Source organism: Empedobacter sp. GD03865, from assembly GCF_029840775.1.
Lineage (GTDB): Bacteria > Bacteroidota > Bacteroidia > Flavobacteriales > Weeksellaceae > Empedobacter > Empedobacter falsenii_B.
Genome location: NZ_JAOCDF010000016.1, coordinates 25879 through 43064, shown reverse-complemented (window position 1 = coordinate 43064; position 17186 = coordinate 25879). Strand labels below are relative to the sequence as shown.

The 17186-nt window shown below is 30.2% G+C and carries 12 protein-coding genes; 9 read left to right on the top strand and 3 right to left on the bottom strand.

What is annotated here, in order from left to right:
- Positions 1-127: 127 nt before the first annotated feature.
- From N5D46_RS07725 to N5D46_RS07705, 5 genes are all read left to right on the top strand, one after another.
- Positions 128-880, top strand: a complete 753-nt coding sequence (locus tag N5D46_RS07725) for a GLPGLI family protein (protein ID WP_280049661.1) — start codon at positions 128-130, stop codon at positions 878-880.
- Between the two features lie 6 nt (positions 881-886).
- A complete protein-coding gene (locus tag N5D46_RS07720) occupies positions 887-1612 on the top strand; it encodes a GLPGLI family protein (RefSeq protein ID WP_280049659.1) in 726 nt (241 codons plus the stop codon).
- A gap of 272 nt (positions 1613-1884) precedes the next feature.
- Positions 1885-2640, top strand: coding sequence for a peroxide stress protein YaaA (gene yaaA, locus N5D46_RS07715; protein WP_038336050.1), 756 nt, complete (start codon positions 1885-1887; stop codon positions 2638-2640).
- A gap of 66 nt (positions 2641-2706) precedes the next feature.
- Positions 2707-5025: a hypothetical protein gene (locus tag N5D46_RS07710; RefSeq protein ID WP_280049657.1), complete on the top strand. Its 2319-nt coding sequence runs from the start codon at positions 2707-2709 to the stop codon at positions 5023-5025.
- 3 nt (positions 5026-5028) lie between these two features.
- Positions 5029-5442, top strand: a complete 414-nt coding sequence (locus tag N5D46_RS07705) for an SRPBCC domain-containing protein (protein WP_280049656.1) — start codon at positions 5029-5031, stop codon at positions 5440-5442.
- Between the two features lie 33 nt (positions 5443-5475).
- Here N5D46_RS07705 and N5D46_RS07700 read toward each other — a convergent pair whose 3' ends face one another.
- Positions 5476-9198 carry a metallophosphoesterase gene (locus N5D46_RS07700; RefSeq protein WP_280049655.1) on the bottom strand — a complete coding sequence of 1241 codons (3723 nt, stop codon included), beginning with the start codon at positions 9196-9198 and terminating at the stop codon, positions 5476-5478.
- Between the two features lie 24 nt (positions 9199-9222).
- Here N5D46_RS07700 and N5D46_RS07695 point away from each other — a divergent pair, with 24 nt between their 5' ends.
- The gene (locus N5D46_RS07695; RefSeq protein WP_280049654.1) at positions 9223-10416 is read left to right on the top strand and encodes a Pycsar system effector family protein; all 1194 of its coding nucleotides are present in this window, start codon (positions 9223-9225) and stop codon (positions 10414-10416) included.
- Here the strand turns inward: N5D46_RS07695 and N5D46_RS07690 are convergent, their stop codons facing one another.
- Positions 10417-10884 (bottom strand): DUF6265 family protein, encoded by a 468-nt coding sequence (locus N5D46_RS07690; RefSeq protein WP_280049652.1) that lies wholly within the window; start codon positions 10882-10884, stop codon positions 10417-10419.
- Positions 10885-11047: 163 nt separating this feature from the next.
- Here N5D46_RS07690 and N5D46_RS07685 point away from each other — a divergent pair, with 163 nt between their 5' ends.
- The gene (locus tag N5D46_RS07685; protein ID WP_280049651.1) at positions 11048-12856 is read left to right on the top strand and encodes a chloride channel protein; all 1809 of its coding nucleotides are present in this window, start codon (positions 11048-11050) and stop codon (positions 12854-12856) included.
- Between the two features lie 52 nt (positions 12857-12908).
- Here the strand turns inward: N5D46_RS07685 and N5D46_RS07680 are convergent, their stop codons facing one another.
- Complete coding sequence (locus N5D46_RS07680; RefSeq protein WP_280049649.1) at positions 12909-13748, bottom strand: GNAT family N-acetyltransferase; 840 nt, start codon at positions 13746-13748, stop codon at positions 12909-12911.
- Between the two features lie 589 nt (positions 13749-14337).
- Between N5D46_RS07680 and N5D46_RS07675 the strand changes: the two genes are divergently transcribed.
- Together N5D46_RS07675 and N5D46_RS07670 are read left to right on the top strand one after the other, a co-directional pair.
- A complete protein-coding gene (locus N5D46_RS07675) occupies positions 14338-15663 on the top strand; it encodes a DcaP family trimeric outer membrane transporter (RefSeq protein WP_125349837.1) in 1326 nt (441 codons plus the stop codon).
- Positions 15664-15678: 15 nt separating this feature from the next.
- Positions 15679-17061 carry an MFS transporter gene (locus N5D46_RS07670; protein ID WP_125349838.1) on the top strand — a complete coding sequence of 461 codons (1383 nt, stop codon included), beginning with the start codon at positions 15679-15681 and terminating at the stop codon, positions 17059-17061.
- The last annotated feature ends 125 nt before the right edge of the window (positions 17062-17186 follow it).

Below are 17186 nucleotides of genomic sequence, written 5' to 3'. Positions count from 1 at the left end.
ATATAGAAAAAATCCAACTTATGTTGGATTTTTTTCTTTTCACAATGTTGTGTTAATTATGTATTCTATTATTGTAGAATTAAAAAATAAAAATTATTTTAGAGTATTAATTATAAACTACAACATAATGAAACAATTATTACTAGCTGGATTTTTACTTTTTTCGAATTTTGGTTTTGGGCAAGAAAAGCTTATTGTCGATTATAAATACGATATAAAGCATGATGAAGAAAAAATAAAGGAGTTTGAAAGAGAGCAAGCACAAAAAGGAGGAGGTACAATAAAAATTGGAGGGTCTCCAAATATTTATTATCAATTAGAATATAGTGATCATCAGTCCGTTTACAAAAAAATGGAAACCATTAATAATGACCAAAATGGTAGCTCTATGGGGGCTTTTTCAATTAATATTGGAGGAGAATATAAAGATCTGATTAATGAAACAAGTAAAAAAGAGTTTCGTCAAGAAGTCGTTTTAGATAAACAAAGTTTTAATGTGGTTACGCCATATAAAGATTATGAATGGAAAATTACAGATATTGAAGATACGATTTTGGGTCACAAAGTAAAAAAAGCTATTGGTAATGATAAAGGTAAGCAAATAGCAGCTTGGTTTGCGCCAGATATTAAGGTTGATGCAGGACCAAATCAAGTGAATGGATTGCCAGGTTTGATTCTGAAAACGGTGAGCGAAACGGGCGGTAAATTTGGTTCGATTATGACTTATGAAGCGGATAAAATTACCTTAAACCCTAAGAAAATGTCTAAAACTAAACCTTTAAAAGGTGAAGAAATAACACAAGAAGAATTTAAAAAATTGCAAGATGAATCTCGTCAAAAAATGAGAGAATCTTTTTCGATAGGAGTAGACAAAAAATAATTTTGAATGAAATATTTAGTAATTTTCATTAGTTTTTTTTGTAGTTTAGTTCAAGCGCAAGAAGCTCTAGAGATTGAATACGAGGAAGTTTCTATTCCTAGAATTATAGGAAAAGATGGGAAGGAAGAAAGCCTTTCATCTGAAGTTGTAAAGGCGTTTGCTGTTCCTAAGAATTATTTGTTACAAATAAATAAAGGTGAAAGTGTTTTTACGCAGATAGAAAGAGTGAATAATGAGCAAGGATTAGAATCGGTAATTATTTTAGGTGTAATTGGATATAATGTTTCATTAGATTTTAACCAAAATAAAATGAAACAAGAATGGTTGATAGAACACAAGAAGTACCTTGTTACAGATACCATTTCTACTCATTACAAATACGAATTAACGCAAGAAAAATCTACTTATTTGGGTTTTGATGTTAAACAAGCAGTTGTAAAATATGATGACAATAATAAATCAATTATTTGGTACGCACCAAGTTTACCCAAACGTTTTGGTCCAAAAGAATTCATTAATCTTCCAGGTTTAGTTTTGAAAGTTGAAGGTTATCAGAATGGAAAAATTGATCCAACATATTATCTAAAAGCAACTTCGGTCACAACAAAAGATCATTTAGAATTTAAGAAATTATTCAAGGCGAAGGAAATTTCTAAAGCCGAATTTGAAAAACTGAAAGCTGATTATGATAAACAAAGTTCGAATGAAAATCAAGGAGTAGATAAAGATTAAGTTTATAGTATAGAGAACAATAAATAAACCAACCAAAGGAAAACAGATAAGTCAGTCAGATTTCGAAAAAATGATTGACGAAGAAAACCGAAAATTTAATTAAATCCTTTTTGATATTAATTAATTAATAGTTATTTATAATCTGTGAATATTTTTAATCAATATAATTACACTTTTTCTAAAGCAAACAATTCTTATCTTTGTTAAAGAAGAGTTGAATTAGATTTTATTCTAACAGAATACTTTTTTTATTAATTAAGATTTTTTGATACATGAAAATATTACTTTCTCCAGCGAAGATGATGAATTTGGAAACGAATGCTAAATGGAGAGCAACAACACCTCAATTTTTAGAACATTCGCAAAAAATTATGGATGTTATGAAAGAGATGAGTACAACTGATCTTGAAAAATTAATGAAAATTTCGAAAGATATTGCAGAAATGAATGTGGAGCGTAATCAGGTTTGGAATGTTAAACCTACTGCGAAACAAGCTATTCCGGCAGCTTTAGCTTTCAAAGGTGAAGTGTATAGAGGTTTGAATGCTGAAACGTTAAACGACGAAGCACTTGATTATTTCAATAAACATGCATTTTTGTTATCTGGGCTTTATGGAATGTTGCGTCCTTCGGATAAAGTAATGTTGTATCGCTTGGAAATGGGTTCGAAATTAGATGTTCATGGTTCGAAAAATTTGTATGGTTTTTGGAAAGAAATTTTGACACCTTTTCTAAATTCGAAACTAAAAAAAGGAGAATTTATCTTAAATTTAGCAAGTAATGAATATGCTAAAGTTTTGGATAAAAAATCGTTAAAAGTTCCGATGATTGATGTAGAGTTTCAAGATTACAAAAACGGTGAATTGAAAAAAATCATGATGTATTTTAAACATGCTCGTGGTGCAATGGCGCGTTATTGTGCAGAAAATAAAGTTGAAACTTTGGATCAAGTGAAAGCATTTGACGTGGATGGTTATCGTTTTGATGAGAACCTTTCTACCGAAGAAACTTTGGTATTTACAAGATAATGACTAAAAAAAATAATAACTTGAAGACTGCTTTATTAGTAGTCTTTTGTTATTTTTAAATCATATATGAAAGAAAATTTTATCGATAAATTACCCATCAAAATTATTTACTCGTTCCAATCGCTGATTGAAGAATTAGAACGATCTGAATACAACTTTGGAGAGTTTAAAGCTTTTTTAGAATATCTGAAAGCTACTCGACCAGAGTTGATTGATGGTGTTGAAACATTTGAAGATTTTCAGAAAATTATCAAAGATGTTGAGCCAATTATTGAGAAAATTATTCCAAATCCATTTGTAAAATATAATTTAAAAGCGATAACTTTTCCCTTTTCAGATAAATTTATTTTTGCAACGGATCGACTTAGAGAGTTGATTGATAATAATGAATCACGACTAAAATTCAATTTTGAAGATTTAGATTATGATACATTATATAAGTTTTGTTGTTGCTTCATCTTATCAAAATATTATCATAAAAATTTAGATTTTAATTTATCAAATCAGTTGGTGATAGACAATCAAAATGGCTACAGAACTTATCTTGGTACTGATATAAACCATGATTATTTTCGTATTTATCCATCTGAAGATAAATTTAAATTGACTGAAGATGAAATTGAAGAGTTGTTGAATAATTATGAAGATACAGCTTTGTGGATGAGAAAAATTCCAATTGGATCTTGGATTGCAAAAGGGTTTAATCTTGTTTCATTTTTTGATAATACGACTGAAATTGCACTTTCTAACTTAAAATCTAAATTATTATCTTATGGAGAACCTTTTAATATTGTTCGAAATGATATTATTTCTGCATTAAAATCTATTTTTAGAATCAATAATTTAGAAGTCGGTTTTTCGGCTTATAATTCGGATAAAAATCAATTGGAAATTAGTCATTTATTACAATTGAATGATAGTTTATTGATTGATAATCATAAAAAAATAAAACTGAATGAAATTTTTTGTGCTGATTTAGAGAACAAAATATCGAAATCAGATTATTATGTTGTTTCTAATATTGACGCTGCTTTGGAGAAGTTTCCGCAAGATAAAATGTTGAGAATGGCAAATGAATCTGGTTTGAAAAGTTTGATTCTTTACCCATTGAAAAACGGAAAATCTCATTTAGGTATTTTAGAAATAGGTTCGAAAGAATCTGGTGTTTTCAATCGAATTAATGCAAACCTTTTACGCGAAATCACGCCTCTTTTAGAAGAATCTATTTATCGCTATACGGTAGAATTTGAGAATCAAATCAATGCTTATATACAAACCGAATATACGTCGTTGCATCCAAGTGTAGATTGGAAATTTAGAGAAAAAGCTCGTGAACATATATTGCATCCGGGAAACACAAAACAAAAATCGCAGATTTCTTTTCAAAATGTATATCCAATTTATGGTGAATTGGATGTGAGAAATTCTTCAGTTATTCGAAATCAATGTTTAAAAATGGATTATACTAATCAGATTAATTACTTGATTTTGATTTGTAACGAGTTATATAATCGTACAAAAAAGAATAAATTTTTGGTTTATATTGACGATTTGACTGATTTTTTGCAACGAATAGATAATGTAGTTAAAATCTATTTCGAAAGCGAATTATTTGATTACATTACGTTGCATATTCATCCTGAAATTCCCAAATATGTAAAGGACAATGAGAAATCAATTATCGAAGAATATCTAAAAAAGTTAGATTCTACAACGGGATTATTTTACGTAGAACGCAAAAAATTTGACCAAACAATTGTAATGACAAATTCACTTTTGTCGAACAAATTAGACACTTTTCAGAAAGATGCTCAAGATGTATTTCCGCATTATTACGAACGTTTCAAGACAGATGGAATTGATTACAATTTGTATGTTGGGCGAAGTATTGCGCCGTTCAAAAAATTCTCCTATCAAAATATTCGAGAAATTAGATATTGGCAACTACAAGCGATGATAGCCTTGGAACAATCTTACAAAGAAATTCAGAAAAAAACACCATTAAAAGTTGAGGTTGCTTCGTTGATTTTTGCAACGAATACCACTTTAGATATTTTGTTCAAATTAGATGAGAAACGTTTTGATGTTAATGGATATAACAATGCAAAATATGAAATAATCAAGAAAAGATTGAGTAAAGCTTTTGTGAAAGGAACAAATGAACGAATCAATTTGCCACATAAAATTTGTATTATATATACCGAAGATATTCTAAAAGAAGAATATACAAATTATATCAATTTATTAATTGATAAAAAGTTTTTGAAAAAGGATATTGAGTATTTAGAAATAGATGATTTGCAAGGTATAAGCGGTTTGTTGGCAATTAGAGTTTCGATTAATTATAAAAATAAACTCGAAAAATATACTAAAATAGAAGAATAAAGAATGGAAAAAGATGATGTATTGCTTAATATTTCGATAGATAGTACTGCCGAAAATATTTGGAAAGTTTTGACAGATGAACAAGCATTTAATGAATGTTTTGAAAATATAAAAATGACTTGTAATGAATGGAAAGTAGGAGAGAAGATAAAGTTTGTAACGCTAAAAAATAATGAAACGTTGGTAGATGAAGCTTTGATTACATCTATTATGGAGAATGAACGTTTGCGATATAATTATAAAAAACAAAATACAAACCATGAGATTGAAGTGATTTTTAACTTGAAAGTTTCGGGTAATTTTACTTATCTATCAATTGAAGGAAAAGATTTTGCGGATGATTTTGAGCGCTCGCATTCAGAAAATGCGTGGATAAATATGATGCAAGCAATCAAGAAATATGTACAAAAAAAATAACCTTCAAATTTTTGAAGGTTATTTTTTTATATGTTAAAATCCGAAATTCAATCCAAAAACGATTCGTCCCGGATCTTCACCTTTAAAGTATGAAACTGTTGCGGTAATAGATTGTGCTCCGTTTATCCAAAGTCCGCCACCCATAGATGAATGCCATTTATTTGAGTCTTCTCCGTTTAACCAAACTCGTCCATAATCAGCTCCAACAAAAACGCCTAATCGCAATGGAACAACGGCTTTGAAACGTAAAGCATCAAATCGTAAATCAGATGTTTGTAAGAAAACTTTGTCTCCAGCAAAACGACCTAATCGATAACCACGTAAATCTTGATCTCCACCTAAATTAGCCATTTGGTAGAATTCCATAAAATTACCCCAAACTGCTTTACCTTTTAGCATAGAAGCAACTGTTAATCTTCCATTTGCAGAAATTTTATGCGTAAAACCTAAATTAAGTTCTGTGTAAAAATGATTACGTTCAAAATCTGTCAAGTTAGAAATCCATTTAGCATTAGCTAAAAATGTCATACCTAATTTTGGTAATGATTCGTTATCGTAATTTTTGAACAAATATTTGGCTCCAATTTCTCCGAAATGTTGTCCTTTGAAAACGTCTCTATTAATTGATGGTAAATCTTCGACGATACGATCTTTATTCTCTTCAATCTTTTTGTAACTATAAATCGCAGAAAAATCTAAACGCCCATTGTTATTCATAATCTTGAAAATAGATGGTCCAATACTATAACTTTCTAATCGAACACGGTTATAATCCATTCCAATTTCTTCTTGATTATTCACGGTTTCGTTTCCTAAACCAAAGAAATTTGTACTATAAGTTGGACTCGTGTAAGCTGCATTAAGATCTAAATTCCATTTACCCAACGCTTTTGTAAACGTTCCTTTGTATTTTGCATCCCAACCGCCTGTTGCAAAATAATAACTTAATTGCAAATTGTGGCGTTGCGAATATGGTTTACGATCAAAACCGTTGACAGTGTATGTTGGCGATAAACCAATTTTTATTCCGTCATCAGGATTGTAGCCAATATTAGGTAACATAGTAAAGAAATTATACATCGGTTGCTTGTAATCGTATGTATTAACTTCGTAATCGTTGACAAAATTTTTCGACGTCAAAAAAGTAGATTCCGATGCATCACTTCCGTTTGCGTAATCATATACTTTTACTTTTGCCGAACGTTTTACTTCGTACACATCATCGTCAATTCCTCCAATAATTCGAACTAAAATAGCATTGCTCGGTTTTCCTTCAACTTTAAATTTATCTTTTCCGTTTAATCCATATAAACGAATTTCTTTCGTTTCTTTTTTATCAAAATCTTCATCAAGAATTAAAGTTCGATTTTGTCCTGAATAGATTTTTACATTTGTTTTTCCTTTTGGTAAACGAGTTATCACAAAATCTTCATCTTCGTCTGTTCCTTTCAGAATGACTAATTTGCGAAGAACTTTATTATATTCTTCAGCGAATTTTTCTAATTTAGATTTTCGAGCAATAAGATTATTAATGACTTCTTGATCATATTCTTGTTTTGTTTCTTCAGGAATTAATTCAAATGATTGTTTGATAAAATCATCACTCAAATTATCTTGAATATATTTTGCTTCTTTTTTCCATAAATCAAGATCGGATGATTCTAAAATGGCTAAATCCAACGGGTAAGGCTCTCTGTTGAACCATTTTACATTTTTGATATCATCTTTGTAATCTTGCATATGTCTAAGCGGAGGAATTTTCATAATCAAATGAAAGAAAAGTCCGTCATAACGTGGAAATGCTTGATCTCTATCACGTGGAATTGGTTTATAAATAGTTTGTTTATTTTCTTTGTAAACGCCCCAACGCCATTGGTCAGAATGTCGATCCCAATCTCCAACTAACATATCAAAAAGTCGTGCACGAATATAGGCTTGCTTATCCACGACAACATCTTTGTTTTTGTGAATCGCAGCCAACATATCATCTGTGCTAACAATATCTTTTGGTTTTCCGAAAACACCGTCTTGATATCCGGACATTGGTCGTTCTTCTATCATGTATAATTCATCACCAAAATTTTCATTATATGCTTTCAAGGCTTCTTGTTTTGGAACATAATATAATTTTGGCGTAGAATGCATAATATTGATCGGTTTCATCAAATTAGCAACTGTTAATGGATAATATGGATGATTGGTTGTATAGAAATCCATCAAAAATTTCTCTGTGAACGAATCTTCAAACTCATCTGCAACATATTTATTTTTAAATGCAACTTGCTGAATGAATTGCGTGGCACTTTTCTTCACCGATCGCATATTGTATTCTTCACCTTTCGCATTCACCAATCGTAAACTTTGCGTTTGATGTCCACCGCCCATTCTAACAGGGGTTAAACCTCCATTTAGCTGACTTAAATTAACGGTATTAGCAGTAATTGTTTGACCATATGTTCGACGATAATGGCGACCAAAAAAGAATTTATACGGATCAGATTTACGTGTATCTTCTAATGGATATACACTTGTTTCTTTCGTTTTCGGCATTTTTTTGTCATCATAAACTTGAGCCAAATATTCCTTTTTCTTTTCTGTAATTTGTTTTGCTAATAATAATTCGATTCCACCGTCTTTAAAACCATAGAAATTAGCTTTAGAAGCGCCATTATCATATAAATCTAGTACAACAAAACCATTATCTCCGTAAGAAAAATCGTTTTTACCAACCGCTTTTGCAGATTCTTTTTTAGAACCAGAACCGCTGATAATTTGTTTGACATTGTTTTGCTGAATGTATTGCAAGTTGTGATCGTGTCCAGAAACAACAATTACATTATTTCTATTTTCGATAAGCGTTGCAATACGAGAAGCCATCTCTCTGTATTTGAAATTATTAACGTCTTGAGGGCTAAGACCTGTTGTACTTCTTAGTAAATTGATAAAAGATCCAATTACAGGTAATGGAACTTTGAAATTATCTCCTAATGGATAAAACTGTTTTTTGAAATCAAATTGTCCACCATGTGTTCCGTTCGAATATAACGGATGATGCATCGTGATAACAGTTGTTCTGTTTTGATATTTGTTCAATTGCGATTCTAGTTCTTCGAAGAAAGCTTCGCGCGATTTGATATCACATTTTTCATTCAGACCAGGATGTTTGTCCCAATCTTGCAAATACCATTCAGAATCTATCGCAATAATTCCGATGCTATCATTTACATTTATTTTATCAATTGGACACGCATCTTTTGGTAAAAAAGATTTTTTATTACCCAATTGTTTTTTGACTAATTTTTCTTGTTCTTTTAATCCTTTTACACCATTCCGCCAATCATGATTTCCTGGAATAAAAAGAGTTTTTCCTTTAAATTCTTTCGCTAAATCAATCTGAAATTGAAGTTTTTCTCTACTTGTTGTATATTCAGCTTTTGTAGAATCTGTTACAATTCCATTTTCGTAAACATTATCACCTAAAAAGAAAAGGTAAGAAGAAGAGTCAGCTTTCGCTAATTGATTCTTTAAAATTTCTAAATTTTGTTTATTTTTTGGTTGATCAAGATCTCCTGCATCGCCAATTAAATAGATAGATTGTATTTTATTTCCTTCTACATTTTGTACTTTTTCTGTCTTAATGTTTCTCCCATATTGAGGATGTTGCATAGCGCAAGATGTCATATAAAGGCAAGAACCTACTAAAGCCAAAAAAGGATAATTCAATTTTTTGTTGTTTAGTGTTGGTAATAATTTCATACATTTAAGCGTTAAAAACTTGTGATGAACCAATTGTTATTAAATATAGAAAACTATGTTTTCAATCTGTTCAAAGATAATCTTTCTTTAGATTTTACGTATCATAATTTTATGCATACCGTAAAAGTTGTAGAAGCAATAAAAACGTTGTCTACTGATGAGCAAATATCTACAGATTTACGAGAAAAATTATTAATAGCGGGTTGGTTTCATGATACGGGTTACACAAAAATTGTGCAAGGACATGAAAGTGAAAGTGCAAACATTGCAAAAGAGTATTTGATTGAGCATAATTTTGACGAAAATTACATCAAAGAAGTTCAAGATTATATTTTAATCACAGCGCTAAATAATGTTCCAAAAAATATAGGTGAAGCAATTGTAAAAGATGCAGATAACTATCATTTAGGACAAACTGAATATCCTAAAATTTCTGAGTTATTACGTGATGAAATAGCTAAAATATGTCGCAAAGAATTTTCTGATTATGAATGGCATGTAGAGAATAGAAATTTCTTTCTAAACGTACATCATTTTTATACGGATGCTGCAAAAAAACATTGGCAAAAAGGAAAAGAAGAAAACTTAATTTATACACAAAACAAAATCAAAGAGATAGAGTTGATTGGTGATATTCCTAATAAGTATGAAATTAAGAAAAAGAAAAACGATAAAATTCAGCAACCAGAACGTGGAGTTGATACACTTTTTCGTGTGACGTTAAATAATCATACTCGTTTAAGCGATATTGCGGATAGTAAAGCCAATATCTTATTGTCTGTAAACGCGATCGTGATTTCGATTGCACTTTCTACTTTGGTTCCAAAATTAGGAAGTCCAAAGAATGAATATTTACTTTTACCTTCAATTGTAATGCTTTTATCAAGCGTTGTTTCAATTATTTTTGCAATTTTAGCAACTAAACCAAATGTAACGTACGAAAGTTTTAACGAAGAAGATGTCAAAAACAAAAAAGTGAATTTGCTTTTCTTTGGTAATTTTTATCAAATGTCGCTTGATGCCTACGAAGAAGCGATGCAAGAGTTGATGAAAGACAGAGATTATGTATATACTTCTTTGACAAGGGATTTGTATTATTTAGGAAAAGTTTTGGAAAGAAAATATCGTTTGTTAAGCATCACGTACACAATTTTTATGATCGGAACAATTTTATCCGTTCTAACGTTTGCTTACGCGATGATCACAAATGTTGCTTAATTATTTCTTTACTTTTTCGAAATCGAACGCAATTTTACTTGATTCATCATTACTAATCTCAGCTTTTAACTGATTTCCAACTTTCCAATATTTGATAAGTTTAGGAAAATCATTCTCTAGATTTTCTAATGTAAATGAATTTCTATCAGAATTGATTAACTCAAAATCAGTTGTCTCATTTTTAGTTTTGTCCAAGTTAACTTTCAATATCCATTTATCATCAATCTTTGTGATAGTAAGATGTTCCTGCGAAATTGTATCATTATTTTTGATTGTAAACCCGCAACCTAAAAAAGTGTTTTTATCAACTTTTTTCCAGTTTTCATACGTTTTTCGATCAGGTTTTTCATTCGTCCTAATCCATTCTCCAACCAAAAAATCAAAACTTGGTTTATCAGCAGAAGTTTTAGTTGATTCGCAAGAATTCAGCGAAAAAATAAATAAAAGAAGAAAAGTAAATAGTTTCATATTAGTGTGCTTAATAGTAAAAATAATCAATTTGAAATAGTTAAAATGATAGAAATGATTTTTTCTCAAAAATTTTATTCTTTTATGTATTATTGGTTTACTTTTTGTGTAATTCGTGGCAGTTAAATTAGGCAATAAACAAAAGGTACACTATTTTTGAAGTATGCGACTTTCTACAAAACAAAAGTTTTTTCAATACATTAAAAAATCATTTAATTTTTTTCAAAACTTGTTGAACCTGTTAAAATTGGTTTTATCAGAGCGACAATTTTTGTATTTATCGTGTATTTTAGTAGCTATTTCATCTGCTTTTGCAGTGATTGTGCTAAAAACTTTTGCGCACAATGTTTTTCAATTTACTATTTATATTAATAATTTAGTCAAACTACCTTATATCAATAGTATATTGCCAATTATAGGTATTTTGTTGACGGTTTTTGTTGTGCAGAAATTTTTGGATGGTACGATAGAAAAGGGAACTTCTCAAATTATGATTGCTGTAGCTAAAAAGTCTGGAATAATGCCTAAAAAACAGATGTATGCTCAGATTTTAACGAGTTCCTTAACAGTTGGTATGGGTGGTTCGGCTGGTTTAGAATCTCCAATTACAATTACTGGTGCAGCTTTTGGTTCTAATTATGCCCAATATTACAGATTCAAATACAAAGAAAGAACACTTTTGTTGGCTTGTGGTGTTGCAGCTGGTATTGCGACTGCATTCAATGCACCAATTGCAGGTGTTTTGTTCGCGATAGAGATTGTATTAGCGGATATGAGTGTTACTGCTTTTATTCCTTTATTGTTATCTTCTGCAACAGGAGCTTTAATTGCCAATTTAACATTAAAAAGCAATATGTTATTATCCTTTCGTTATGCGTTAGGATTTGATTATCATAATGTTATTTTCTATGTGATTTTGGGTGTTTTAGCGGGGTTTGTTTCAGTTTACCATGCTCGATTATTTCGTAAAGTTGAACATTTGATAGGGAATTATTCGGATAATGTATATTGGCGAGCGATTGTTGGAGCGGGAAGTTTAGCAATATTGATTTTCTTTTTCCCAACATTATTTGGTGAAGGTTATGAGAGTATAAAATATTTAGCAAATGATGAAGCTGGTTTTATTTTAAATAATTCATTGTTAGAGAGTTTTAGAACGAATCAATGGATAGTTTTAGGATTTGTTTTTGTCACAATTTTAATCAAATCTATTGCAACAGGTTTAACTTTAGGAAGTGGAGGAAACGGAGGAAACTTCGCGCCTTCGTTATTTGTTGGGTCATATCTTGGTTTTTTCGTTGCAAAATTCTTTAATTTAATCGGTTTCAAAGAAGTTCCAGTCGGTAATTTTACTGTTGTTGGAATGGCAGCTGTTTTAAGTGGGTTATTTCATGCGCCATTAACAGCAATTTTCCTAATTGCCGAAATTACGGGAGGTTATGGATTAATTATTCCCTTAATGATTGTTTCTTCGATAAGTTTTGCAATTTCAAAACGATACGACAAATATTCGATGGATATATACGCAATAGCAGAAAAAGGAATTGTTTTTACATCTGATAAAGACCGAAATTTGTTTAATAAAATTGATTTGTTTTCGATTTATATCAAGAATATCAAAACATTGACGGTTTACAATTCAATTGAAGATATAAAAGAAATTTTTTCTACTACAACACAAGATTTTATTCCAGTCCTCAATGAAGATAAATCGATTCATGGAATTATAGTTTTAGATAATATTCGATCATTTATTTTTAATGATAATATTGATAAAAGTTACTTAGAATGTATAACAGAAGCAACTTCGACATCTATTTTTACGAATGCTGCTAACGTGATGAAAATGATGGAAGCAAAAAAAATAGATTATATTTTACTCACTAAAAAAGGTAAATTTGAAGGTTATGTAACCGAAAGTTTATTATTAGAAAGTTATCGTAGTAATTTGAATAAGTTGAGAATTGAGTAGAAATATTTGAATATAATATACAAAAAAAGCCTCTATTTTTAGAGGCTTTTCATTATAATTCTTTTTTCATTTCATATTGTTTGTCGTACAATTCTAATCCCATCGATTGAATAAAATCATTTGTAGAGATTTCTCTTTCGTCAACATTAATCATTTTAATCTCTTTATTTTTCAAATCGCTGAAAAGGATGGAAGCTAAATAACGATTTCTATAATCGTGATGAACACCAAATTGATAAATACGTGTATTATTTTTGTTGATAATTTTATAAGCAACTAAAATTCCATCTTCATAAATTCCATTTATTTGACAATCTTCGATGATATTTTTTACACTTTGAATATCATTTTTCCAAGTAGGTTTTATATCCCAAAAGTTTTCACTTGTAATCAAATCTAAATCACTAAATTCTATAATTTCATGTAATGGATTTACGACCAAAATAGGAATTCCTTTATAACTGTTTAAAGTTCTTGTTTTTTCGAAACCACAAGCTTCATAAGCGTTAATAGCAAAATCATTTTTAATATTTACTTCTAAAAATATGTTTTTCACTTGTTGTTCTTTCAATTTTGGAAAACTAAAATCTAACATTTGTTGTGTGATTTTTTTTCCACGATGTTCAGGACAAACGCCCGTTCCACCAATATAAGCTGTTTTTACATCATTATAATTTCTAATTCCATAAAGTAAAAAGCCAACTAATTTTCCATCAATACTAGCACCTACAGAATAATCAAGATTGATATCTTCCATTTTTAATTTTCCCTGAAATTGTTCAGTTGAAAGATTGATAGAAACGTAATAATTTTGATAAGAAAGATTATATAAGGCTGATAATTCTTCCAAATCAACATGATTTAATGAGTGTATTTCAATGTTTGTTTGCATAGCTGTAATTTGCAAAGCAAAAATAGCCCCAACATTTAAGTTTTTTCTAAAAAAAATCTTAAAAAATTAGTAAAGATTGAATTTTATTTGAACTATGTAATCCGAATTTGATAAAAATATAATTTATTTAATAATATTGACTGAATAATTATACATAAATTTTAAAAATAGTGTAGAGGATGGTAAATAGAATTAAGAAAACTTCTTTTTTTTATGATTTAACATAAGCTTATTATTGATTATGCTGAAGAAAATTCTGTAATCAATAAATTTGCATACATTTTTAAAACTAAAACTACGAGAGAAGTCTAACTTTCTCCTCATTTGTTGAAACAATTATTCTTCTCTCGATTTTTTTTGAAAAATACTCCTCGAAGAATTCAAGTAAAGTGTATTTGTTACACTAATTAAAATACCAAATTCTCAAAATTTCTTTCCAAAACTTATTTCAAAATATCTATTTCTCAAAAAATATTTAAACATATGATGAATTTAATAAAGCTTTGAAAAATTATTAAAAAATGATTAACGAACATTTGTTAGTTTTTTTCTTTTGATTATTTTAGTCGTTCAAATTATCACAAAAAAAATGAGTAAAAATTTAACAAAATTGGCTTGTCTAGCTATATTTTGCAGCTATAGCTATGTCTCTGCTCAACAGAAAACGACAGATAGTGTGGTTGTAGAAAAAGTAGAATTAATACAACCAAGAGAAAACAAAGACAAAGTTGATGTGCAGTTTTATGGATTTATCAGGAATGATATTTTTATGGATACGCGTCAAATGATTGGAGCAGGAGAGGCTTTGGTTCCGCTTTATCCAAAAGATCGTTTATCGGATGTAAACGGTGCTGATATCAATGCAGCTTCTAAATTTCACATGTTATCGATTGTTTCGAGAGCTGGTGTTAATTTGAAAGGTCCAGAATTACTTGGAGCTAAAACTTCTGGTATTTTAGAGGGAGAATTTTTTGGAGCAACAGAAGGAGGAATCAACGAGTTTCGTTTGCGTCACGCATATGTGATGTTGGATTGGGAGAAAACGCAATTAGGGATTGGACAATATTGGCATCCTTTCGTTGTGTTAGAAGCTTTGCCAAATGTTGCAAATTATGGAACTGGTGCGCCTGTTTATGCTTTAAATCGTAATCCTCAAGTTCGTTTAACGCATAAATTCACAGACAAATTTAAAGTTATTGCTGCTTTACATTCTCAACGAGATTTTACTCCAAATACAGAGCCCTTTCGAAATAGTGGAATGCCAGCGGCTCATCTTCAATTTCAATATAAATCACAAGTTTTTACTGCCGGAATTGGTGCGCAATATGAAAATTTGAAGCCAAAATTATCTTCAGGAAATCCTCCTGTTAAGTCTAATGAACGAGTTGAAAATGTTTCGTTTATGGCTTATTCTAAGTTAAATACAAAACCTTTACAAGTAACTTTCGCTGGATATTTGATGCAAGATGCGTCGTCTTTTGTACAACTTGGTGGAATTGTAGGATATCAAACAAGTCCGACGGCTGTTGAAACATATAAACCAATGAATACGCATAGTATGTGGATTGATTTGCAACAAAACTCAACAGGTAAATTTTCGTTCGGACTATTTGCAGGTTATGTTAGAAATAATGGTGTGAAAAATCCAGTAGAAGGAGCAATTGCATCAATATCTTATGGTGTAACGACAAATTGGGGCGCAATTTCGGCAACTCCAGGTACACGCACTGTAAATTATTTGTACAAAGTAGTTCCTCGTTTAGATCTTACCTTAAGCAAAGCCTTAAAATTTAGATTAGAATATGATCGAAGCACAGCGCAATGGGCAGATGCGACGATAAAAGGTACGGGAACCGAAAATAAATATTTAGCAAATAACAATAGATTTCAACTGACAACATTATTTAACTTCTAATATTACACAAAAAACATGAGTACAAATACTTTAGATACTTCGCAAACAGTAGCGAAGAAGGATAATATTTTCCAAATTATTTTAGCATCATCTGTCGGAACCTTAATCGAATGGTACGATATGTTCTTGGCAATCATCTTAGCTAGTGTATTATCAACACAATTATTTCCTAACGATGGTTCGTCGCATTTCTTAGAAACACTTGCAGTAGTGGTTTCATCATTTATGTTCCGTCCGATTGGATCATTAATTTTTGGAAGTATTGGAGATCGTATTGGTAGAAAATATTCATTCTTAGTTTCTTTAATTATGATGGGAGCAGCTACATTCTTGATTGGTTGTATTCCAACTTTTGATAGTGTAGGTTGGTTTGCTCCTGTTTTATTATTGTTTTGCCGCATTATGCAAGGACTTGCAATTAGTGGAGAATATGCAGGTGCTGTAATTTATGTAGCAGAACATGCGCCAGCAGAGAAGCGAGGATTTTACACAGGGTTTATTCAAGCAACTGTTCCAATTGGATTATTATTATGTTTAACAGTTGTTTTCTTAACACAATCATTTTTATCAGAAGAGGCTTTTGCAAGTTTCGGATGGAGGATTCCATTCTTATTTAGTGGAATATTAGTGATTTTGAGTTACTTTATTCGTCAACGCTTACATGAAAGTCCAATTTTTGAACAATTAAAAAAAGAAGGAAAAACATCTAAAACTCCAATTAAAGATGCTTTTACAACTCCAGGAAACGTAAAGTTAATGTTAAAGGCTATTTTTGGAGGAAATGCGGCGCAAAGTACAATTATGCAAACAACGTTATTCGTTACGCTTTTCTTCTTACAACGCGCAGTTAACTTACCTTACGAAACAGTTTTAATTGTTGTTTTATGTTCTACATTATTTAGTTCATTTTTCTATCAATGGTTTGGTGCATTAAGTGATAAAATTGGTCGTAAACCTGTTATGTTAGGTGGAATGATTTGTAGTTTTATCTTAATTCCATTATCATTTTTTTTGTACATGAAATTAGGAAATCCTGAAGGATTGAAAGAAGTTCATGATATTTCGAATTTAGCAGTTTTAGGAATTGTAGTTGTAAGTTTAATTACTTCAATTGCAGGAGCAGCAACATATGGTCCGCTTGGAGCTTTTATGTTAGAAATTTTCCCAACAAAGATTCGATACACTAGTATGGGATTTGCACAAAATATGGGAAATGGATTTATTGGTGGAGCAACAACTTTTGTAACGGAATTAATCAAAAGTACGATTATCGTTTCGGCTGCTATGTCGCCTTATATTGGATTAGCTTATCCATTGATATTAATCTTTATTGCGATTTTAGTGAATTATTTTACAATTCCAGAAACATACAAAACAGATTTAACAGAAGATAATTAAAATCAATAATAGACAAAATGTAAAAATCCTTCAAGTAATTCTTGAAGGATTTTTTTAGAGGAATTAAATTTCAATGCAAAAAAAATCCACTCAAACGAATGGATTTTTTTATTGTATCAGAAATA